Source organism: Streptomyces sp. NEAU-174 (genome assembly GCF_052665095.1).
On record NZ_JBQTCE010000008.1, the window covers coordinates 235975 to 258314 of the forward strand.

Consider the following 22340-nt stretch of genomic DNA (forward strand, 5'->3'; position numbering starts at 1 on the left):
GGCGGCTGTCGGCCGCGGGCGGGAATACGGCGCGGTGGAACGTGCGGGCTACACCCATTGGGCGCCGACGGCCGCCGCCCGGAACGGACTTGGCGGGGGCGCGGATCGCCGGGCGGGGGCGGCGGGGCCGGGGCGGGGGCGTCCGTTTCCTCTCGGCCATGGAGTTATCCACAGGGCTTTCCGCGCGTGTCACCCACGCGTACAACGGTGTCACGCGGGTGTCGGACGGCACTCTCGACTCTGGGGGGCACCTCATGCAGCGACGCGATGTACTCAGGCTCTCCGCGCTTGCGGGCGCGGCGGGTGTGCTGACGCTCGATCCCATGACCTTCACCCAGGCCGACGCGGCGGGCACGGCCGACGGTCCTGAGCAGACCAAGACCCTCAGCGGCCATCTGCCCACCGGCGCGCCGGACTTCGTCTATGTACCGGTCGAGGTGCCGCGCGGGGTGCGCGAGATCGCCGTGTCGTATTCATACGACAAGCCGACTGTCCCGGCCGGCACACAGGGCAACGCCTGCGACATCGGCATCTTCGACGAGCGCGGTACGGAGCTGGGCGGGCGCGGCTTCCGCGGCTGGTCCGGCGGGGCCCGTACGGAGTTCGCCATCAGCGCCGAGGAGGCCACGCCCGGCTATCTGGCGGGGCCGGTCACGGCGGGCACCTGGCATGTGGTGCTGGGGCCTTACACGGTCGCCCCGCAGGGCCTGGACTACAAGGTCACCGTCACACTGCGGTTCGGCGCGCCCGGCACCACCCCGAAGCCCGTTTACCCGCCGCAGCGCGCGAAGGGCCGGGGCCGCGCCTGGTACCGGGGCGACTCGCATCTGCACACCGTGTACTCCGACGGCAAGCGCACCCCGGCCGAGCTGGTCGCCGCCGCCCGCGCCGCCGGGCTGGACTTCATCACCACCACCGAGCACAACACCACGTCGGCGCATGCCGCGTTCGAGGGTCTGTGGGGCGATGACCTGCTGATCCTCACCGGTGAGGAGATCACCACGCGCAATGGCCACGTGGTCGCCCTCGGCACCGACCCCGGCGTCTTCATCGACTGGCGCTACCGCGCCCGGGACAACCGCTTCGGCCAGTTCGCCCGCAAGATCCGGCAGGCCGGCGGCCTGGTGATCCCGGCCCATCCGCACGGCACCTGTGTCGGCTGCAACTGGAAGTTCGGCTTCAACGAGGCCGACGCGGTCGAGGTGTGGAACGCGGACTTCACCCCCGACGACGAGGTCACCATCTCCGAGTGGGACAACACGCTGGTGGCCGCCGCCCGTGGCGACGGCCGCTGGCTGCCCGCCGTCGGCCACAGCGACGCCCACCGTGAGCCCCAGGTCGTCGGCCTGCCCCAGACGGTGGTGCTCGCCGACGACCTCTCCCGCACCGCCGTCCAGGAGGGCATCCGGGCCGGCCGCAGCTGGATCGCGGAGTCCTCCAAGATCGACCTCACCTTCGAGGCGGTCGGTGGCCGCGGCAAGCACGCCGGAATCGGCGAGCGCCTGAAGGTGGGCGGCGCGGAGGAGATCACGGTCCGGCTGAAGGTCTCCGGCGTGGGCCCGGGCTGCTCGGTGCGGTTCATCACCGACCAGGGCCAGCTCTACGGAACGCCGGTCCCCGCCTCCGGCGAGCTCACCGCCGAATGGCGTACGACGGCGTCCTACGCGGCGTATGTCCGCGCCGAGGTCCGCCACGCCCCGGCGGACGGCGGGGCATCGGGCATACCGGGCCCGATGGCCGCGATGACGAACCCGATCTGGCTGGGCGAGCGCTGACGGCTTCCTGACCGCGCGGCGCGGCGGGCGGCGTCAGAGGCGGCAGCTGATCTCCATGCCGTCCTCGATGGGGAAGCTGACGTTCTGGTAGCCGTTCGCCGGGTCGCGCACGTAGTCGAGGTACGGCCGCATGGGGCCCTCGAACTGGTCGATGTCGTCGGCCACGACGAGGGCACCGGGCCGCAGGATCGGTTCGAGCATCCGCAGCACGGGCAGGCACAGGTCCTTCCAGCCGTCGAGCAGGACCAGCTCCAGGGGGCCCTCGAGGTCGGCGAGGGTCTCCCGGGCGTCCCCCTCCAGCACGGTGATCAGGTCGTCAAGGCCGGTCTCGGTGAAGGTGCGGCGGGCCGCGGCGATCTTCTCCTTGCTCATTTCCGTGGTGATGACGCGCCCGGTGCCGTTGTCCCGCACGGCAGCGGCCAGATGGAGCGTGGAGATCCCGTAGGACATCCCGAACTCGACCACCGTGGCCGGGCGGATGGCCCGCACCAGGTTGTAGAGCAGCTTCCCGCCATCGGCGGAGATCGGCATGTAGATCCCGGCCGCGGCGTCGGCGAGATCCTGCGGGGCCATGTCCAGCGCGCCGGGCGGCAACTGCGCCTGGGCGGTCTCGTCCTGCTCGGCCAGCTTGAACATGCGGCTGATGGCGGTCTCGACCCGGGGGTCGGCAAGGGTGTGAGTGAGTGTCATGGGCTCTAGAGTAGACGCTACGTTGCGTCTCGTCTAGCGGATATGGAGCCCCTGGTCGAGGAACGGGGGCGTGTGTCCTGTCAGTCGGTGCGGCGGGCCGCGCGGACGCGGCGGCCGCCGTCGACCACCAGGTCCGTGCCGGTGATCCAGGACGCCTCGTCCGAGACCAGCCAGCGGACCGCGCGCGCCACGTCCTCCGGCTCGCCGATACGGGCCAGCGGGAGCGTCGCGGCGATCTCCGGTTCGCCGGGCTCCCAGACGAAGCGGGCCATCTCGGTGCGGACCAGACCCGGGGAGACGGCGTTGACGCGGACGGAGGGGGCCAGTTCTCCGGCGAGCTGGCGGGTGAGGCGGAGGAGGGCGGTCTTGGTGGTGCCGTAGGCGCCGACGTCCGCGCCGACGCCGTGGGTGCCCTCGGTGCAGATGTTGACGACCGCCCCGCCGTGGTCGCGCATCCAGCCCCGCCAGGCCGCCTGGATCAGCCGCAGCGGGGCCTCCACGTTGACCGTGAAGGCCGTGCGCCAGGCGAGCGGGTCCACGGCCATCAGCGGGCCGAGCGGGGCGTTGGTGGCGGCGTTGTTGACCAGGATGTCGAGGCGGCCGAACTCGGCCAGGGCGCGGGCCACGGCCGCCTCCGGGTGGGCCGGGTCCGCCACGTCCCCCGGGCAGCCGACGGCGCGCGGGCCGAGGCGGCGTACGGCGTCGGCCAGCCCCCTCGGATCCCGCGCCGTGACGCACACCGCCGCGCCGTCCGCCGTCAGCGCCTCCGCCACGGCGAGCCCGATACCCCGTGAACCACCCGTGACCAGGGCGGCCCGGCCGGTGAGGGAACCCGGTCCGGGTCCGGTGGGTCCGGCGGAGGTGGTGGGGCCGTCAGCCCCAGGCCGCGTACGCCCGCCAGACCCGCCGCCCCCGGCCGTCGCGCGCGTCACCGGCTCAGCCCCTCGTGCTCACCGTCTCCGTGTCGCGGCCCGACCGGAGCACCCGCCCCGGTACCGCGCCGGTGATCTCGTCGTCCCGGATGGTCTCCGTGCCGCCCACCCGGACGCTCACGATGCCCGTGGCGCGCGAGTCCAGCCGGGGGCTCTCGCCGGGCAGGTCGTGGACCAGCCGCGCCTGGCCCGCGTCGATCCGGTCGGGGTCGAAGAGGACCAGGTCGGCGTGGTAACCCTCGGCGATCCGGCCGCGCCCGCGCAGCCCCAGCAGCCGCGCCGGATCGTCCGTCAGCATCCGTACCGCCTGCTCCAGGCCGACCAGCTTCCGTCCGCGCAGACAGTCGCCGATGAAGCGGGTGGTGTACGGGGCGCCGCACATCCGGTCCAGATGGGCCCCGGCGTCGGAGCCGCCGAGCATGACGTCCTCGTGCTCCCAGGTCTGCCGGCGCAACTCCCAGCTGGCCGGGTCGTTGTCGGTCGGCATCGGCCACAGCACCGTACGCATCTCGTCCGCCGCGCAGATCTCCACCAGGCAGTGGAAATCCTCCTGCCCGCGCTCGGCGGCGATGTCGCGGACGACGCGCCCGGTCAGCCCGGCGTTGGCCGCGCTGTAGGTGTCGCCGATGACGTACCGGCCGAAGTGGGTGAGCCGCCGGAAGACCCCGGCCTCGGGGCTGTCGGCGCGGCGCAGCATCTCCTCCTGTACGGCCGGTTCACGGAGCCTGGCGATCCGTTCCGGGATGGGCAGCCCCAGGATGTCGCCCCAGCCCGGGATGAGGTTGAGCGCGCAGAAGGTGCCGAGCGACATGTTCATGGGGGTGAGGATCGGCATCGTGAGGGCGACGATCCTGCCGCCCGCCTTACGGGCGCGTTCACTGGCCTGGAGCTGGCGCGGCACCCGCTCGGGAACGGCCGCGTCGATGGTCAGCACGTTCCAGTTGAGCGGGCGCCCGGCGGCCGCGCTCATGTCCACCAGCAGCTCGATCTCCTCGTCCGCGAACTGGTCGAGACAGCCCGCCACGATCGCCTCGATCTGCGTCCCCTCGTGTTCGCCGACGGCCCGGGAGAGCGCCAGGAGTTCCCCGGGCCGGGCGTGCCGGGAGGCGACCGGCTGTCCGTCCCCGTCCGAGTGGGTCGAGGACTGGGTGGTGGACAGCCCCCACGCCCCCGCGTCCATCGCCTCGTGGAAGAGCCGCAGCATCTCCTCCAGCTGCGCCGGGCTGGGCTGTCCGCCGATCGCGTCCTCGCCCATCACATGGCGGCGCAGTGCGCAGTGCCCCACCATGAAGCCCGCGTTGACGGCGATCCGGCCCTCCAGCGCGTCCAGGTACTCGCCGAAGCCGTGCCAGTTCCACGGCGCGCCCTGCTCCAGCGCCACCAGCGACATGCCCTCGACCCGGCTCATCATCCGCCGGGTGTAGTCGGCGTCGCCCGGCCGGTCGGGGTTGAGCGGGGCGAGGGTGAAACCGCAGTTGCCGCCGGCCACGGTGGTCACGCCGTGGTTCATGGACGGGGTGGCGTACGGATCCCAGAACAGCTGGGCGTCGTAGTGGGTGTGCGGGTCGACGAACCCGGGCGCGAGGACGAGCCCGGTGGCGTCCTCGGTGGACCGGGCCGGTTCGGTGACGGCCCCGGGCCCGTCGATGGCCACGATCCGGCCGTCCCGGATGCCGACGTCGGCGACGTACGAGGGCGCGCCGGTGCCGTCCGCCACGGTGGCGCCCTTGATCAGGTGGTCGAGCACGGGTTCAGATCCCTTCTCGCGTCTGCGGCCTGCGTCCGCGCCTGCTGGGTGACGGCCTGCGCGGCTAGTGGGTGACGGCGGCTACTGGATGACGGCGGCTACTGGGTGACGGCGGCTACTGGGTGACGGCCTGGCGGAAGCGGGTCGTGCGGTGCACCGGATCGGTGTCGATCTTCGGGATGACGTGCTCGCCGATGAGCTTGATCGTGTTCATCGTGTCCTCGTAGCCGATCCCGATCGGCAGCCCGAACGACAGCTGGTCGGCCCCGGCCTGCTCCCACCGCTTGCACTGGCGGAAGACCTCGTCCGGGTCGCCGCAGATCATCAACTCCTCGGCGATGAGGAGTTCGATGATCTCCTCGGTGTACTCCGGCAGCAGTTCGGGCCACTGCGGGATGCCGTCCGGGCGGGGGAAGGTGTCGTGGTAGCGGAAGAGCAGCGACTGGAGGTAGTTGAGCCCGCCGCCGAGCGCGACCTCGACGGCCTTGGCGTGGGTCTCGGCGCAGATCGCGGTCGAGGTGACCATCACGTTGTCGTTGACGAAGCCGCCGACCGGCTCGGCCTCCTTGACCGCGTTCTTGTAGGAGTCGAGGGCCCACTCCATGTCGGAGACCTTCTGGATGGAGAAGCCGAGCACGCCGAGGCCCTTCTTGCCCGCCATCGCGTACGAGGGCGGCGATCCGGCCGCGTACCACATCGCCGGGTGGGCGGCCCCGTACGGCTTGGGCAGCACCTTGCGCGGCGGCAGCGTCCAGTGCTTGCCGGTGAAGCCCTGGTACTCGTCCTGCAACCACATCTTGGGGAACTCGGCGATCGTCTCTTCCCAGATCTCCTTGGTGGCGTTCATGTCGGTCACGCCCGGCAGGAAGCCCAGGATCTCGTGGCTGCCCGCGCCCCGGCCGGAGCCGAACTCGAACCGGCCGCCGGAGAGGTGGTCGAGCATCGCGACCTTCTCGGCCACCTTGACCGGGTGGTTGACCTGCGGCAACGGGTTGAAGATGCCGGAGCCGAGGTGGATGCGCTCGGTGGCGTGGGCGAGATAGCCGAGGAAGACGTCGTTCGCGGAGAGGTGGGAGTACTCGTCCAGGAAGTGGTGCTCGGAGGCCCATACGTACTTGAAGCCCGACCGGTCGGCCTGGATGACGTACTCGGTCTCCTCGACGAGCGCGTGATGCTCGGCCTCGGGGTCGGTTCGGCGTCGGCTTTCGGGGACGTAGCCCTGCACGAAGAGTCCGAATTCCATGGAGGTTCACCGCCTCAGACGAACGTCGATCTGACGGATCGTCAGATTTTGATTGACTCTGGCACCGCGGGCACGGACCGTCAAGGGCCGGAGCCGGGCCGGCCCAACGGCCGGGGTCAGAAGACCGAGACGCCCGTCAGCCAGCCGCCGTCGACGACGAACGGCTGGCCGGTGACGTACGAGGAGTCCTCCGAGGACAGGAAGAGCGCGAGCCGCGCCACCTCCTCGGGGCGGCCGATCCGGCCCAGCGGGACCAGCTTGCGGTAGAGCTCGTCGACCGCCGCCGTCGCCTCCGCGCTGTCGGCTTCCGGGTCGAGGTGGGCCGGGTTGGTCATGGGGGTGTCGACCGCGCCCGGGCACATCGCGTTCACCCGGATGCCCTTGTCCGCGAGCTCCATCGCGGCCACCCGCGTCATCCCCACCACCGCCGCCTTCGTCGCGGCGTACGCGGTGAGCAGCGGCATCCCGGACAGGGCGACGTACGAGGCGGTGTTCACGATCGTCCCGCCGCCCGCCGCCGCCAGCTCCGGCGCGACCGTCCGCATCCCCAGGAACGTGCCGACCTGGTTGACCTGGACCACCTCCAGGTACTCCGCCAGCGGGGTGCCGACCAGCTCGTTGAAGCGGAGGATCCCGGCGTTGTTGACCAGGCCGTCCACCGAGCCGAAGGCGTCCTTGGCGGCGGCGACGGCGGCGGTCCAGTCGTCCTCGCGGCCCACGTCCAGATGGACGAAGCGGGCGCACTCCCCCAGCTCCTTGGCCAGCGCCTCGCCCGGCTCGTCCAGTACGTCGCCGAGGACCACGCGCGCGCCCTCGGCCGCGAACAGCCGCGCCTCCTGCTCCCCCTGTCCGCGCGCCGCCCCGGTGATGATGACGACCCGCCCGTCCAGCTTGCCCATTCCGATCTCCCTAGTCATCACTAGTCATCGCTAGTCATCGAGGTGCGGAGCGACATCGGCGGCGAAGGCCGCCATCTGGTCGGTCAGTTCGGTGTGGTCCCGGCAGCGGAACCGCACCTGGATCTGGTCCACCCCCATCGCGGCGTAGGCGCGCAGGCTCTCGGCGAGCCGTTCCGGCGCGCCGGTGAGGGTCCGGCGCCCCACGTCCCAGCCGGGGTCGCCCACGTACAGCGGCTCGGTGATCGCGCCGATCTCGGCGGGCTCGTCACAGCCCCGATCGTGTTGGGCCGCCTCCTTCCGCAGCTCGCGCAGCCGGGCGATCTGGCCCGGCAGCCGGTCCCGTGGATCGCCCTGCGGCAGCCAGCCGTCGCCCCGGACCGCCGCCCGGCGCACCGCGGCGGGCGAGGAGCCGCCGATCCACAGCGGGGGCCGTGGCGTCTGGACGGGGCGCGGGGCCTGCCCGAGGCCGCTGAACGCGAACCGCTCGCCGCGGAAGTCGGGGAACTCCTCCGGCCCCAGCGCCGCCTTCAGCGCGTCGATCGTCTCGTCCAGGAGCGCCCCGCGCCGGGCGAAGTCCACCCCGAGCGCCTCGAACTCCTCCCGGACGTGCCCGGCCCCGACCCCGAGGATCAGCCGGCCGCCGGAGAGGTGGTCGAGCGTGGCGTACTGCTTGGCGGTCAGCAGCGGATGGCGCAGCGCGGCGACCGCCACATGGCTGAGCAGCCGCACCCGCTCGGTGGCCGCGGCGAGCCAGCCGAGGGTGGCCACCGGGTCGTACCAGACGGTGCCCATGGCCGCGGCCAGCCGCCGCGGGATCGCGACGTGGTCGCAGACGGCGAGGTACGCGAAGCCGAGCCGGTCGGCGGCGCGGGCGATCTCGAGCAGTTCGGCCGGGCCCGCCCCGGCCTCCCACGGCTCGGCGTAGAGGGTGGACTGCGACTGGATCGGCAGTTGCATGCCGTAGCTCAACCGGCCCCGGGGCAGGACGCGCATGCCGGGCCTCCTTGTCGGTGGACCGTCATCGTCGTATCTGACGTCGGACATGGTCGTATCTGACGGTCCATCAGACAAGGGGTACGGCAGTCTCGTCCCGCCGCGCGGCGCTTTGCTAGCGTACGGACGTTCGGACCTCGGGGCCCACGCCCGCCGCCCCGCCCAGGGGGCCACCACGGGGCACAGGCAAGGAGGCACAGCAAGGGGGCATGGCAAGGGGCACACAGGGGGGCACGTGATGATCGAGACGGTCTTCCGCTGCGAGGATCTGCCCAGAGCGGATCGATTCGACTTCTGGCGCGAGCGGATGGCACAGCTCATGGCGCCGATGGAGATGACCAGCGACCACACCCGGGACTTCCGGGGCGAGGTGCGCATCCTCGAGTTCGGCGCCGCCTCCGTCTGGCCCACGAGGTTCCGTGAGATGGACTTCCGGCGGACGCCCAAGCTCATCCGGCAGTCCGACCCCGAGCTGTACCACTTCTCGTTCATCCAGGAGGGAAACCTCCAGGTCTCCCAGTCCCGCCAGGAGGCCGCGCACAACGCCGAGGGCCTCTATGCCGTCGACACCTCACGACCCTTCGCCTGCCTGGCCTTCGGCGGCCCTCCGGCGGGCGTGGGCCTGGAGATCCCCAAGGCCCTGATCCCGGTCCCGCACGACCGGATCGACCGGCTGCTCGCCCGCCGTCTTCAGCCGCGCCTTCCGCGCCGCGTACGGGATGCCGCCCAGCGACTACCGCCATCTGGCGCTTGTGTCCCGCGCGCCGGGCGCTACCCCGCGACGCCCGGTGCACAGGGACACGCGGCCCTCCGCGCCGCCCACGGCCCCTGTCACGTCGTAGGGGTGGGTGACGGCGTGGGGTGGCGGGGAGGGCCGATATGCCCCACAGCCTGCCGGACGGTCCGGGGGTTGTCATTGACCGGCAGTGACCGCTTTCTTGCTCCTACGTGACCAAGGCGGCACCGGAACCGGCGCCCCTCCGTGACCAGGACGGCACCGGAACCGACGCCCCTCCATGACCAGGGCGGCGGCGAAACCATTCCACTACACCCCAGGCGCCCCCGCCCACAGCCCGTCCGCCGTGAGCCCCAGCAGCTCGATCGCGTTGCCGCGCACGATCCGGTCCACGACGTCCGGCGCCAGATGCCCCATCTGCGCCTCGCCGACCTCCCGCGACTTGGGCCAGGTGGAGTCCGAGTGCGGATAGTCCGTCTCGTACAGCACATTGCCGACCCCGATGGCGTCGAGGTTGCGCAGCCCGAAGGCGTCGTCGAAGAAGCAGCCGTAGACATGCTCGGCGAACAGCTCGGACGGCGGGCGCAGCACCTTGTCGGCCACTCCGCCCCAGCCCCGGTTCTCCTCCCACACCACATCGGCGCGCTCGAGGATGTAGGGGATCCAGCCGATCTGGCCCTCCGCGTACATCACCTTGAGGTTCGGGAAGCGCTCGAACTTCCCGCTCATCAGCCAGTCGACCATCGAGAAGCAGCAGTTGGCGAAGGTGATCGTGGAGCCGACCGCGGGGGGTGCGTCGGCCGAGGTCGAGGGCATCCTCGAGGAGGAGCCGATGTGCATCGCGACGACCGTGCCGGTCTCGTCGCACGCGGCCAGGAACGGGTCCCAGTCGTCGGTGTGGATCGAGGGCAGCCCCAGGTTCGGCGGGATCTCCGAGAAGCAGACGGCCCGCACCCCGCGCGCCGCGTTCCGCCGCACCTCGGCGGCGGCCAGCTCGGCGTCCCACAGCGGGATGATGATCAGCGGGATCAGCCGGCCCCTGGCCTCGGGGCCGCACCACTCCTCCACCATCCAGTCGTTGTACGCCCGGACCCCGAGCAGCCCCAGCTCGCGGTCGGCGGCCTCGGTGAAGGTCTGCCCGCAGAAGCGGGGGAAGGTCGGGAAGCAGAGCGCGGACTGGACGTGGTTGACGTCCATGTCCGCGAGCCGGTCCGGCACCGAGAAGGAGCCGGGCCGCATCTGCTCGTAGGTGATGGCCTCCAGCTTGACCTCGTCCCGGTCGTAGCCGACGGCGGTGTCCAGCCGGGTCAGCGGCCGGTGCAGCTCCTCGTACACCCACCAGTCCGCGAGCGGCCCGTCGTCCCCGGGCGCGCCCATCTTCGGGGCGAACTTGCCGCCGATGAAGGTCATCTCCTTCAGCGGCGCCCGGACGATGCGCGGCCCGCTGTCGCGGTACTTCGACGGGAGCCGGTCCCGCCAGACGTGAGGGGGCTCAACCGTGTGGTCGTCCACCGAGATTATCTTCGGGAAGCTCTCCATGACTGCACGGTAGCGCCGATCTGACGGATCGTCAGCTAGTGGGGCGTCTCCGGGGATGTTCGACGGATGCCCCGGACACGTCGCACTCTTTACTGACGTACCAGCCACGGGCACGGCAGACTGGCCGTAAAGCGAGGAAGCACGTGCGGGGGGCACCATGGCCGGCGACGAGCGCCTGGGGCGGCAGGAAGGTTCCACCGGTTCCGTACCGGACCGGTGCCGGCACGGTGAAGAGGCGAACCTGGCCCTCGGCGAGGAGCCGGACCCCGCCCCCGGCCGGACCCGGCTCGAACTGGAGTTGGACAGCGGCCGTCGCGCCGATGTCGTCCGCGAGCTGCGGCCGCACATCCCCCCGCGGCCCGCCACCGCGCTCTCCCGGCCCACCGCCGCCAACCGCCCGCGGCGCCCCCTGGCCGACACCACCGCCGTGCGCCCCGCGCAGCTGCCCGCGGCGGTGGCGGACTTCACCGGCCGCGAGGACCTCGTACGGAAGCTGAACGACCGGCTCGCGGCCTCCGCCGACCGGCCGGCCGCCATCGCGATCGCCGGTATCGGAGGCATCGGCAAGACCGCCCTGGCCGTTCATCTCGCGCACACCGCCCGCCACCGCTTCCCCGACGGTCAGCTCTATGTCGACCTCGGCGGTTCGGGCCCCTCCCCCGCCGACCCCGAGACCGTGCTCGGCGCCTTCCTGCGCTCGCTCGGCACCCCCGACGCCGCCATTCCGGACGGCACCGAGGAGCGTGCCGCGCTCTACCGCGCGTCTCTCGAGGACCGCCGCATCCTCGTCCTCCTGGACAACGCCTGCGACGCCGCTCAGATCCGGCCGCTGCTCCCCGACGACGGCGCACCGGACTGCGTCGCGCTGATCACCAGCCGCACCCATATGTCCGACCTGGGCCACGCCCACCCGGTCGACCTGGACGCGATGAGCCCGCCGGAGGCGTTCGCCCTCTTCGCGCAGATCGTGGGCCAGGAACGGGCGACCGTGGAACGTGCCGAGGTCATGGACGTGGTGGCGGCCTGCTCCTACCTCCCGCTCGCGATCCGCATAGCGGCCTCCCGGCTCGCCTCCCGCCGCACCTGGACCGTCTCCGTCCTCGCCCGCAAACTCGCCGACGAGCGCCGGCGGCTGGACGAGCTGCGGGCCGGGGATCTGGCGGTCAAGGCGACCTTCGAACTCGGCTACGGACAGCTCGACCCGGCCCAGGCCCGCGCCTTCCGGCTGCTGGGCCTGGCCGGCGGCCCGGACATCTCCCTGCCGGCCGCGGGCGCGGTGCTCGGCCTCGACGTCGCGGAGACCGGTCGGCTTCTCACCTCCCTCGTGGACATCTCACTGCTGGAGTCCGCCGTACCGGGGCGCTACCGCTTCCATGACCTCGTACGGCTCTACGCACGGGCATGCGCGGAGCGGGAGCGGCGGGCGGTGGCGGAGCGCGAGGAGGCGCTGTCCCGGTTGCTGGACTTCTACCTGGCGACGGCGGCGCGGGTGTACGCCCTGGAGCGGCCCGGGGACCGCATGGTCGAGCACCTGGAGCCCACCGGCCATCCCGGACTGCTCTTCGAGACCTCGAAGGCCGCCCTGGACTGGCTCTTCGCGGAGGCCGACTGCCTGCTCGACTGTGTGCCCAAGTGCACCGGGGAGAGCACCCGCCGCCGCACCGGGGACCTGCTGCTGGGCGCGCTTGACCTCGCCGAGTCCGGTGCCCGGCCGCGGCAGTACGAGACGGTGGCGCAGGCGGTCTGCGACGCCGCCCACACCGCCGGGGACTCCCGTACCGAGGCCCGCGCCCGCTCGGCACTGGGCCATCTGTACAGCTTTACCGGCCGGTACGGCCACGCCGAGCGGGAGTTGCGCCGCGCCCTGGAGCTGGACGGCGACGATCCGGTGGTCGCCAGCCGCGCCTCCAACCAGCTCGGCATCGTGGCCAACGGGCTGGGGCGGCACGAGGACGCCGAGCGGTACCTGGGACAGGCGCTCGAGGCGTTCCGCGCCGATGCCAACGAGGCGGGTGAGGCGAGCGCCCTGGCCAATCTCTCCCGGCTCCATGTGAGCCGGGGCCGCACCCGGACCGGTGTGGAACTGGCCGAGCAGGGGCTCGCCATCTACCGCAGGCTCGGCGCCCCCCTGCGGCTCGCCAACGGGATGTACACCGTCGGCATCGCGCTGACGCGCGCCCACCGCCTGGAGGAGGCCTCCGTCCACCTCACCGAGGCGCTCGATCTCTTTCGCGAGGCCCGTCAGCCGCTGTGGGAAGGCATGGCACATTTCCGGCTGGCCGAAATGCATCTGGCAGCGCAGCGCCCCTCGGAGGCGGTGGCACACGCCGAACAGTCCCTGGCCCTGGGCGGTCTCGGCGGCGAGTGGCGGCGCTTCTCCTTTCTCACCGTGCTGGCGAAGGCCCTGATGGCAGCCGGGCAGCGGACCCGGGCCCGGGAATGCTGGAGGCAGGCACAGGCCCTCCGGGAACGGCTGGGCTCGCCCGAACCGGAGGAGGTACGGCAGCTGCTGTCCACATCGGCGCCGGATCTCCCCGCGGCCACGAATCCTTATCCCGGCCATCGCGATGCCTACGGAGTCGGCCCTCCGGTGACCGAAAGCGACCCATGACCTGACGATGCGTCGGCATTCCGAGGGCTGTGAAGTGTGGCGGGCCTTGTGGAGAGGTCCGGCCCCTACTGACGTAAGGGGTATCGGCAAGGCAAACTGGCCCGTGCAACTGGGAGCAGAGGCAGGGGGAGACCATGGCCGGCGAGATGGAGCGGGCACAGGAGCAGCCCTTGCGCTTCACCGTGCTCGGACCGGTACGGGCCTGGCGGGGCGAAGAACAGGTGAGCACCGGATCACCACAGCAAAGAGCCCTGCTCGCCGCTCTCTTGCTGCGCGGTGGGCGCACCGCCACCGCCCCCGAGCTCATCGACGCCCTGTGGGGCGACGACCCCCCGGACGCCGCCATCGCGGCGCTGCGCACCTACGCCTCCCGGCTGCGCAAGGCATTCACCCCGCAATCGGACGTCCTGGTCAGCGAGTCGGGTGGGTACGCGGTCCAGGTGGGCCTCGGGGCCCTGGACACCGACGTGGCCGAGCGCCTGGTGGCGGAGGCGGAGAAGGCACGGCACTCGGGCGACCGGCCGCGCGCCCATGAACTCATCGGCCAGGCACTGGGCCTGTGGGACGGCGAGGCCCTGGCCGGAGTGCCGGGGCCCTACGCCGTGACCCAGCGCGCCCGGCTGTCGGAGTGGCATCTCGTCCTCACCGAGACCAGGCTCGATCTTGATCTGGAGCTGGGCCACCACACCGACGTGGTCTCCGAACTCACCGCCCTCACCGCCGCCCATCCGCTCCGGGAGCGGCTGCGCGAACTGCTGATGCTGGCGCTCTACCGCAGCGGCCGGCAGGCCGAGGCGCTGGCCGTGTACAACGACACCCGGCGGCTGCTCGCCGAGGATCTCGGCGTGGACCCCTGCCCGGAACTCTCCGAGCTGCATCAGCGCATTCTCCAGGCGGATGCCGAGCTGGCCGCCCCGGTGGACGACCGCGCTCAGGCGGGGCCCAGCTTTGTCCGGCCGGCCCAGCTTCCCGCCACGGTGGCCGACTTCACCGGCCGTGTCGCTTTCGTCGACGAGCTGAGCGATCAGCTCGCCACCGCCGAGGGGCGTGTCATGGCCGTGTCAGCCGTGGCCGGAATCGGCGGTGTCGGCAAGACGACGCTCGCCGTGCACGTCGCCCACGCGGCCCGCCATCAGTTCCCCGACGGCCAGCTCTATGTCGACCTCCAGGGGGCCGGCCCGGTACCGGCGGAGCCCAACGCGATACTGGGCGCCTTCCTGCGCGCCCTCGGCACCCCGGACAACGCGATCCCCGAGGGCGTCCAGGAGCGTGCCGCGCTCTACCGCTCGATGCTGGACGGCCGCCGGGTGCTCACGCTGCTGGACAACGCACGTGACGCCGCACAGGTGCGGCCGCTGCTGCCCGGCACGGAGGGCTGCGCCGCACTGATCACCAGCCGGACCCGGATGGTCGACCTGGAGGGCGCCCATCTGGTCGACCTGGACGTGATGAGCCCGGAAGAGGCGCTCGCCCTCTTCACGCGGATAGTGGGCGAGGAGCGTGTCGTCAGCGAACGGGACGCGGCCATGGACGTGGTGGCGGCGTGCGGCTTCCTCCCGCTGGCCATCCGGATCGCGGCCTCCCGGCTGGCCTCGCGCCGCACCTGGACCGTCTCCACGCTGGCGCACAAGCTCGCCAACCAGCGCCGCCGGCTGGACGAGCTGCGGGTCGGTGACCTGGCCGTGCGGGCCACCTTCGAACTGGGCTACGGCCAGTTGGAGCCGTCACAGGCCCGGGCGTTCCGGCTGCTGGGGCTCGCGGACGGCCCCGACATCTCGCTCGCCGCCGCGGCCGTCGTCCTGGACATGGACACGTTCGACACCGAGGAGCTTCTGGAGTCCCTGGTCGACGCCTCCCTGCTGGAGTCCGCGGCGCCCGGCCGTTACCGCTACCACGACCTGGTGCGCCTCTACGCGCGTGACTGCGCGGAGCGGCACCAGTCGGCCGCGGACCGCGAGGCGGCGCTCTCCCGGCTGCTGGACTTCTACCTCGCCACGGCCGCACGGGTGTACGCCATGGAGCGGCCCGGCGACCGCCTGGGCGACCACCTGGCCCCGGCGGGCCACCCCGGCCTGGTCTTTCCCCATCAGGACGCCGCTCTGGACTGGCTGTTCAGCGAGGCGGACTGCCTGCTGGCCTGCGCCCAGCAGGCGGCCCCGGGCAGCACCCTGGGCAGGGCGGCGGATCTGCTGCTCGCCGCGATGGACCTCGCCGAGTCCGGTGCCAACGCCCCGCGCTACGAGGCCGTGGCCCGCGTCGTCAGCGAAACGGCGCACGCGGTCGGCGACACCCGGGCCGAAGGCCGGGCCCGTACCTGCCTCGCCAAGGTGCGCAACCTCACCGGCCGGCTCGAGGAGGCCGACGCCGAGGCGGAACGCGCCCTGACCTTGGGCTCGGCGGTCAAGGACCATGTCACGATGGGGCGCGCCCTCACCGAGCGCGGCATCATCGCGCATCTCAGCCGTACCCGCTGGGATGACGCGGAGCGGCATTTCCTCCGCGCCATCGACGCCTACCGGGCCGTGGACGACCAGCCCGGAGAGGCCAGCGCGCTGTGCAACCTCTCCCGCGCGTATGTGGAGATGGGCCGCATCGACAGCGCCGTGGACCTGGCCCGGCAGGGCGTGCGGATCTACGGGAGCCTGGGGCGCACCCTGCGCCTGGCCAACGGCAAGTACGCGCTCGGTATCGCCCTGACCGGGGCGGGCAGCCTCACTCAGGCGCTCGAGCAGCTCACCGAGGCCCTCGGCCTGTTCCGTGAGCACCGCCAGCCGCTCTGGGAGGGCATGACCCACCAGCGGCTGGCCGAGGCGCACCTGTCGATCGGGCGCCCCGCGGAGGCCGCCACCCACGCCGAACAGGCCCTTGCCCTGCGGGGCATCGGGGGTGAGTGGCGCCGCGCCATCGTGCTGACCCTGCTCGGCAAGGCGCTGCTCGCGCTCGGGCAGAACGAGCGCGCGGATGCCTGCTGGCGTGAGGCGCTCTCAATTCACCAGCGGCTGGGGGCACCTGAGGCGGAGGACGTCCGCAGGCTTCTGGCCCCCGCGACCGCCGCATAACGGCGCGGCTCGCCGACCGTTCATCAATCGTTTATCGCCGTCCGGGAGTCTTAGCAGTGGTCGACCCGTCCCCGCGGGGGGCAGACGGGTCGGTTGCGAGGTCACACCGTAAGGTGGACGGCCCTTTTGAGACACCCGTCCGGCGACCCACGGGGGAGTCGCCGGGCGGGTGCCAACGGCCTATACCGACCAAAGCATCCGATGGAGTTGATCGTGACAAGCACGGACAAGAAACCCGAGTCCGACGTCTACCGGCCACTGGAGGCCGACCCGGCGCCCTTCACCACTCAGGACGAGGGCCACACCCCGGCACCTCCTCAGGTGTCCACCCAGGGCGAAGGCCACACACCCGCTCCGCCGCAGCTGATCACTCAGGGGGAGGGGCACACGCCCGCACCGCCGCAGCTGAGCACCATGGGTGAGGGCCACACGCCCGCACCGCCGCAGCTCAGCCCCGCGGGCGAGGGCCACACGCCCGCGCCGTCGGAGCTGAGCACCAAGGGTGAGGGCCACACTCCGGCACCGCCGCAGCTGAGCACCGAAGGGGAGGGCCACACACCTTCGGCACCCCAGTAGGAGCACACGAAAGCGTCGCTCATTTCCATGAGGTAACACCGCGGGGCCGATGTCGATGACGCGGAGGGGACGTCATCGACATCGGCCCCTTTGCGCGGGCCACCTCCCGGACGAGCGACCCCGCGCCCCCGCCACACCACCGGGCGCACCCCCTTTCCGCCAAGCTTCGACCAGTTCCGGCCAGATGGCCGAACACATGTACCCCTCATTGTTAATTTGCAGTACAAAACAGATAATCACCCCCCGTAACGGAGGAACCGGAATGACTCGTGCCACAAAGGGCATTGCGACCTTGATTATCGCCATAGGTGCGGCGGTCGGAGCCACAAGCCAGACAGCCGCGTTCGCGTCTGCAAGCGATAGTCACACCCCCATCGTCGGTGTGGACAGTGGTGAATACGCCACAGCTGCCGCTCCGGGCCCGCAGGGCGAGGGTCATGCCCCCACCAGCCCGCAGTAGGCGCCACGAGATCCTCGTGAGCACCAAGGGGGGCCGGGAGAAAACGCCCGGCCCCTTTGCGCTGCCCCGCGCCGGGTGCGCGTACGCGCACCGGAGCGCACTCTGCTTCAGCGGTCACGCCCCGGGCACAGGCTGACCACATCGCACTGAAGGATCACCTCGTAGGGGCCGCCTTGGGTCTCCGCGCCCTTGGCATTGGCACTGGCATTGGCATTGGCATTGGCATGGCTGATGTCCGGCATGAACCGCCATTGCGAGGGCTTGGCATGCCGGGTCCCGTTGGCCTTCTCCACGCGGATCTGAAGCGTGCGGGCCTCGGGGTCGTTCGTCTCGACCAGAACCTCGTCCGCGGCGAGCGGGAAGTGGTCGTGCAGCAGGCACAGGCCGAAACGGTCGAGGTTTCCGTGTTTCTCCAGCACCGCGATGAGGTCCCGGACGAACTCCGCGTCCTGCGGGCCCAGCCCCTCGGCTTCCTCGAACGTGGGAAGTGCGGGCCGCTGGTGGGTCGCGTTTTTACCGGCCATAAGCCCTCTCCTATGGTCAACGGATCAGCTTATGCACTCTTGAAAGATCGTAAGCCGCGATATGGAGTGCCGCAATCCAGAGCCGACCACCCACCATGCGGCCAACCGATTGGACCTTCGCCTCTCGTTGCGCGTCTGCACCGGGCCTGCGGCTTCCGGATGAGTAGGTATGCGCATTGAAGGTCAATCATGCGTGGGTAGCGGAGCGAACGGATGGCGGCTAACCGGTGGCGATGCTGGCAGGCACTGCTGATCGTGATGGTGGCGTGGTGGGGGCTGTGGCCGACGGAGGCAGGAGCGGCGGCCGCACCTGACGGTTGCAAAGTGGCGGAAGCCGGAACACCGGAGGTCGAGGCTGCGATCCGGTTCTTCCATCACCGTGAGACATTCGTCCGGGCACAGACGACCACAACCATCACCGTTCAGCGTTCATGGCCTCTGGCTACCAAGGGACTGACGCTCGGCGAGAAATCCAACCTTTATCAACGGGCGATGCGCTGCCTGCTGCGCGGGGAGAAGAAGCCAAAGCCCACAGCCAAGCCCTTCCGAAAGGACGAGTGGCGCCTCCACAGTCCGGAAGTGACGACTGCGCGGGAGCACGGGGTTACGGTCCGCTACAAGGCATTCGCCTTGATCACTCATCCCAGAGAGACTCGGGTCGGACCCTGGCGCATCAACGTAACGAAGCCACATAAGCCATGGAAGGTCACTTTCGACCAGCACATACTGGGCAGGGCGCTGGCGACTGCCCATTGGAAGCAGGTGGGAGTCCAGCTTGATGGGCTTCAGGCAAGCGACGTGGATTCCGAAGCCGCATACACAGGAAAGGGGACGTGGGTATGGGACAAGCCCTCTGACGTACGGGTCGACTTGTTCCCACCTTGGCACGCCGCCTTCGCATTGGAGAATCGCGGAAAGTCCACCCTCAGCACACTGGGCGTCGTCTTGTGGTGGGTCTGCGGCTCGGCGGCATTGGCGCTCGCGGTGCTTCGCCCCGCTCCGCGCCCGTCTTCCCTGCCAATGCCACCGGGGCGGCTGTGGGCGCCGTGGCGGGTCGCTGCCGTCAGCGAAGGTTCCAAAGGGGGCCTCGCCAGGACAGCCTTGTGGTGGGCCGGGCTCAGCGCGGCTCTAGGTCTGGCTCTTGCCGTGCTGCCCTCAGAGACGGAAAAGTTCAGCCCTTGGCAAACTATCGCCGGCATCGGCGCAGGATTGGTACTCATCCTCGCAGCGCGCCCCTGGTTGCCCGACCGCTCAACGGATACGTCGAAGTCTCCGACCGGCGAGCTGAGCCGTCGGGGCCGAGTATTGACCCGCAATGTGTTTGTGCTTTCCCTTGGTTTGACCGTCGTTGGCCTGGTGGGCATTCTGGCCTTCGGCGCCATGCCTCTGCCGGAAGAACTGGCACCACTTGACGGCCGCATTGCCTCACTCATGTTGCTACAGCTGGCGATGGTGTGGTTGTGGCTGATCGCGATGACGGCATGGGCGTGGCGCTTCGCGAGGGACGGAGGGCTAGTCCGCACATCCTGGACGGCGGCATGGGACACAGCCACCCTCCGTTTCATGGCCGCTTCCGTGGCGGTATTGGCTGTGGTCGCCATGGTGATGTTGTATGCGTACCGATGGTCCACCGACCTGAATTGGCAACGTGCCAACTGGCTCATGGAACATGACGGCAGCGACCGAGCTCACGACCAGAATCTGCACAACAACCTGGCCGCCTTCGGGTCGATTGGGCTTTTCTGGGCATACACCCAGACATGGGTCCTGACGAGCATCGCACTGGTGGCTCTGCTGAACAGCCGCGCCAGTGCCGCGCAGTCCGAGCAGGTTTCGCTGGGTCCCTCGCACAACGATATGCGACTGACCGCCGTTGTCTTCGCCCTCGTCGTGGCGACGCGGGCCCAACTGTTCGCAGGCTCCTCCTTGCTGTTGGCCGCCTGGCTCCTGCTGAATATCGCGGCTCTCTATGCCGTGCGGGCGGCAGGCCGACGATGGTCAGTGCTCTGCCAGGCGGGCGGAGACTTCCTCACCGAGGCGTTGGGCACCGCGCAAGGTCGGCGCAACATGCTGGAGAAGGCGCATCAGTACCGTAACCTCCACCAGCGTCTCCGTTTTGTGGATCAGGGCCACACGGAACAGGACACGACCCGCGAGGCGCTGGAGGACCGGCTTCGACGGCTGCGACGTTGGCGCCCACCCGGATATAAGCGAAACTTTCTCCCTGATCAGGTATCCGTCGTAGATGTAGCTCTGAGCTGGGGCCCGCACGACAAATGGTGGGACAACGCCTTGCACAGCGCGCGCATCGCATTCCTCTTCGGGATTCCCGCCAGCGCCGCCATCATCTGGGCGAAACACTTAAAAGACCCCAAACAACTCATGCTCACGAGCGCCAACACCACAGGGTTGCTGGACATCGCCGCGGGGTTCCTTACCTGGCAGATCACATGGGCCGGAGTCGGCCTGGCCCTGGGAGCGCTGTGGCGCGTGCTGCCCGGCCACCGTGGGCCCATGCGCGCGTTGAGCCTGACCATCGCCTACGCCATCCCCATCGGCCTGGGCACCTTGGTCAACCTCATCACCGATACAGAGCTCGGCAATGCCGTTCTCAGCATCTCACTCATGCTCATCGTCCTGACGCTCACCAGCATCTGGATGGACATGGCGACCTTCAGCGGAGAAAGGCAACTCTGGCCGACGCGTCTCAGCCTGCTGCTGTCGATCTACCAGATACGGACCCTTTCCGTGCATGCCGCCTTTCTCATCGCTCAATTCGCGGGAGCGGCGACCATTTGGAGCAACCTCACAGGCGCATCGTTCAAGCCAACGTGACCCCATCCCACCCCGCCCGCAGCTCCGCCTTGAGGACCTTCCCACTCGCATTGCGCGGAAGCTCGGTCAGGAACTCCACCTGCCGCGGCACCTTGTAGTTGGCCATCTCCCGCCGCGACCACGCGATCAGGTCGTCCGCCGTCAGCGTCGAATCCGGGCGGCGGACCGCGTAGACCTTGGCCACCTCGCCCAGGCGCGGGTCCGGGATGCCGATCACGGCGACGTCGGCCACATCCGGGTGGCGGGCGATGAGTTGCTCGATCTCGGCGGGGTAGGCGTTGAAGCCGCCGACGATGAACATGTCCTTGATGCGGTCGGTGATGCGCAGATTGCCGCGCTCGTCCATCACCCCGACATCGCCCGTCCGCAGCCAGCCGTCGGGGGTGATGGTGCGGGACGTGGCGATCGGGTCCTCGAAGTAGCCGGATGTGACGTGGTAGCCGCGGACCCAGACCTCGCCCGGCCGGCCCCGGGCGAGTTCGCGACCGGTGGCCGTGGCGATCTTGACTTCGGTGTCCGGGATCGCACGGCCAGCCGTACCCGCGATGACCTCGGGCGGATCGCCGCGGCGGCACATCGTGACGGTGCCGGACGCCTCCGTCAGGCCGTACGCCGTCAGCACCGTGGCGACCCCGAGTTCCGAGCGCAGGCGCTCCACCAGCTCCAGCGGGACCACCGCAGCGCCGGTGACGACCAGCCGCAGGGTGGACAGGTCATGGGCGGCGCGGGAGGGGTGGTCGAGCAGGGACTGATGGAGGGTGGGCGGGCCGGGGAGGACAGTGATGCGCTCAGCGGCGATATTGGCCAGGGCCGTCTCCACGCTGAACACCGGCTGCGGCACCATCGTGGCGCCGCGGCTCAGACAGGCGATGATGCCCGCCTTGTAGCCGAAGGTGTGGAAGAACGGGTTCACGATGAGATAGCGATCGCCCGCCGTCAGCCCCGTGATCTCGCTCCAGGTGTCGAAGACCCGCACCGTCTGGAAGTGCGTGGTCACCACACCCTTGGGGTGGCCGGTGGTGCCGGAGGTGAAGGTGATGTCGGAGGGGTCCGCCGGGCGCACCGCCTGCGCCCGGGAGCGGACCTCCTCCGCTGGCACGGCGTCGCCCAGCGCCAGGAACTCCTTCCAGGTGCGGAAGTCCTCCGGGCCGTTGTCGGCGAGGACCACCACCTCCCGCAGATAGGGCAGGCCCGGCAGCGGGCCATGGCCCGGCCCCTCCCCCGCCGCCCGGCGCAGCGACGCCACATACGAGGTGCCCAGGAAGGTGCCGGTGATGAACAGATGCGTGGCCCGGGTGCGGCGCAGCACATACGCCGCCTCGCCGCCCTTGAAACGCGTGTTGACCGGGACCAGCACCCCGCCCGCGGTGACCGCGCCGAGCGCCGCCACGATCCAGTCGGTGGTGTTGGGCGCCCAGATCGCGGCGCGGTCGCCCGGTTCGAGGCCCGAGGCGACGCACGCGGCCGCCGCGCGCTCGATCCGGGCGCCGAGCTCGGCGTACGAGATCCGGGCGCGGCCCTCGACGACGGCCTCGTCCGGGCCGAACCGCTCGACCGCCGCCCGGATCAGGGCCGGGATGGTGTACCCCTGCTCCAACTGTTCCATCGGACCGCTCCCCTCCCCGGAACCCGGGACGGACGACCCCAGTAGCTGACTACCCGTCAGATTAGCGGTAGCCTTCCCCGCTGTCAGCACCGGTGAACGCGACCACGGAGGCGGC

Annotated in this window: 15 protein-coding genes; 6 read left to right on the forward strand and 9 right to left on the reverse strand. The window is 70.6% G+C overall.

All coding sequences use genetic code 11. The features are described from left to right. The first annotated feature begins 254 nt into the window (after positions 1–254). Positions 255–1775 carry a CehA/McbA family metallohydrolase gene (locus ACT2CW_RS24315; RefSeq protein ID WP_182467758.1) on the forward strand — a complete coding sequence of 507 codons (1521 nt, stop codon included), beginning with the start codon at positions 255–257 and terminating at the stop codon, positions 1773–1775. Positions 1776–1808: 33 nt separating this feature from the next. On the opposite strand, the gene ACT2CW_RS24320 is transcribed toward ACT2CW_RS24315, so the two are convergent. From ACT2CW_RS24320 to ACT2CW_RS24345, 6 genes are all read right to left on the reverse strand, one after another. After that, positions 1809–2465, reverse strand: a complete 657-nt coding sequence (locus ACT2CW_RS24320) for an O-methyltransferase (RefSeq protein ID WP_445518265.1) — start codon at positions 2463–2465, stop codon at positions 1809–1811. Between the two features lie 80 nt (positions 2466–2545). Continuing rightward, positions 2546–3397, reverse strand: a complete 852-nt coding sequence (locus ACT2CW_RS24325) for an SDR family oxidoreductase (protein WP_445518266.1) — start codon at positions 3395–3397, stop codon at positions 2546–2548. A gap of 4 nt (positions 3398–3401) precedes the next feature. Then, positions 3402–5144, reverse strand: a complete 1743-nt coding sequence (locus ACT2CW_RS24330) for an N-acyl-D-amino-acid deacylase family protein (RefSeq protein WP_445518267.1) — start codon at positions 5142–5144, stop codon at positions 3402–3404. Positions 5145–5259: 115 nt separating this feature from the next. Further along, a complete protein-coding gene (locus ACT2CW_RS24335) occupies positions 5260–6387 on the reverse strand; it encodes an LLM class flavin-dependent oxidoreductase (protein ID WP_037947950.1) in 1128 nt (375 codons plus the stop codon). A 116-nt stretch (positions 6388–6503) separates the two neighbouring features. Further along, on the reverse strand, positions 6504–7286 hold the full coding sequence (locus tag ACT2CW_RS24340; RefSeq protein ID WP_182467761.1) for an SDR family NAD(P)-dependent oxidoreductase: 783 nt from the start codon (positions 7284–7286) through the stop codon (positions 6504–6506). Between the two features lie 30 nt (positions 7287–7316). After that, positions 7317–8279: an LLM class F420-dependent oxidoreductase gene (locus tag ACT2CW_RS24345; RefSeq protein WP_445518268.1), complete on the reverse strand. Its 963-nt coding sequence runs from the start codon at positions 8277–8279 to the stop codon at positions 7317–7319. A gap of 238 nt (positions 8280–8517) precedes the next feature. Between ACT2CW_RS24345 and ACT2CW_RS24350 the strand changes: the two genes are divergently transcribed. After that, positions 8518–9231, forward strand: a complete 714-nt coding sequence (locus tag ACT2CW_RS24350; protein WP_445518269.1) for an AraC-like ligand-binding domain-containing protein — start codon at positions 8518–8520, stop codon at positions 9229–9231. 93 nt (positions 9232–9324) lie between these two features. On the opposite strand, the gene ACT2CW_RS24355 is transcribed toward ACT2CW_RS24350, so the two are convergent. Continuing rightward, a complete protein-coding gene (locus ACT2CW_RS24355) occupies positions 9325–10554 on the reverse strand; it encodes an amidohydrolase family protein (protein WP_164433573.1) in 1230 nt (409 codons plus the stop codon). A gap of 157 nt (positions 10555–10711) precedes the next feature. On the opposite strand from ACT2CW_RS24355, the gene ACT2CW_RS24360 reads away from it, so the two are divergent. The 3 genes from ACT2CW_RS24360 (at position 10712) to ACT2CW_RS24370 (ending at position 16800) form a co-directional block, all read left to right on the forward strand. After that, the gene (locus tag ACT2CW_RS24360; protein ID WP_445518270.1) at positions 10712–13165 is read left to right on the forward strand and encodes an ATP-binding protein; all 2454 of its coding nucleotides are present in this window, start codon (positions 10712–10714) and stop codon (positions 13163–13165) included. A 134-nt stretch (positions 13166–13299) separates the two neighbouring features. After that, positions 13300–16224: an AfsR/SARP family transcriptional regulator gene (locus ACT2CW_RS24365; protein WP_164433577.1), complete on the forward strand. Its 2925-nt coding sequence runs from the start codon at positions 13300–13302 to the stop codon at positions 16222–16224. Positions 16225–16437: 213 nt separating this feature from the next. Then, positions 16438–16800, forward strand: a complete 363-nt coding sequence (locus ACT2CW_RS24370) for a hypothetical protein (RefSeq protein ID WP_182467766.1) — start codon at positions 16438–16440, stop codon at positions 16798–16800. Between the two features lie 567 nt (positions 16801–17367). On the opposite strand, the gene ACT2CW_RS24375 is transcribed toward ACT2CW_RS24370, so the two are convergent. After that, entirely contained in the window at positions 17368–17784 is a 417-nt protein-coding gene (locus ACT2CW_RS24375) for a hypothetical protein (RefSeq protein ID WP_445518271.1), read from the reverse strand. A gap of 213 nt (positions 17785–17997) precedes the next feature. On the opposite strand from ACT2CW_RS24375, the gene ACT2CW_RS24380 reads away from it, so the two are divergent. Further along, the gene (locus ACT2CW_RS24380) at positions 17998–20619 is read left to right on the forward strand and encodes a DUF6185 family protein (protein ID WP_445518272.1); all 2622 of its coding nucleotides are present in this window, start codon (positions 17998–18000) and stop codon (positions 20617–20619) included. Here the strand turns inward: ACT2CW_RS24380 and ACT2CW_RS24385 are convergent. Beyond that, positions 20606–22225 carry a FadD3 family acyl-CoA ligase gene (locus ACT2CW_RS24385; protein ID WP_445518273.1) on the reverse strand — a complete coding sequence of 540 codons (1620 nt, stop codon included), beginning with the start codon at positions 22223–22225 and terminating at the stop codon, positions 20606–20608. The genes ACT2CW_RS24380 and ACT2CW_RS24385 overlap by 14 nt on opposite strands. Positions 22226–22340 lie beyond the last annotated feature (115 nt).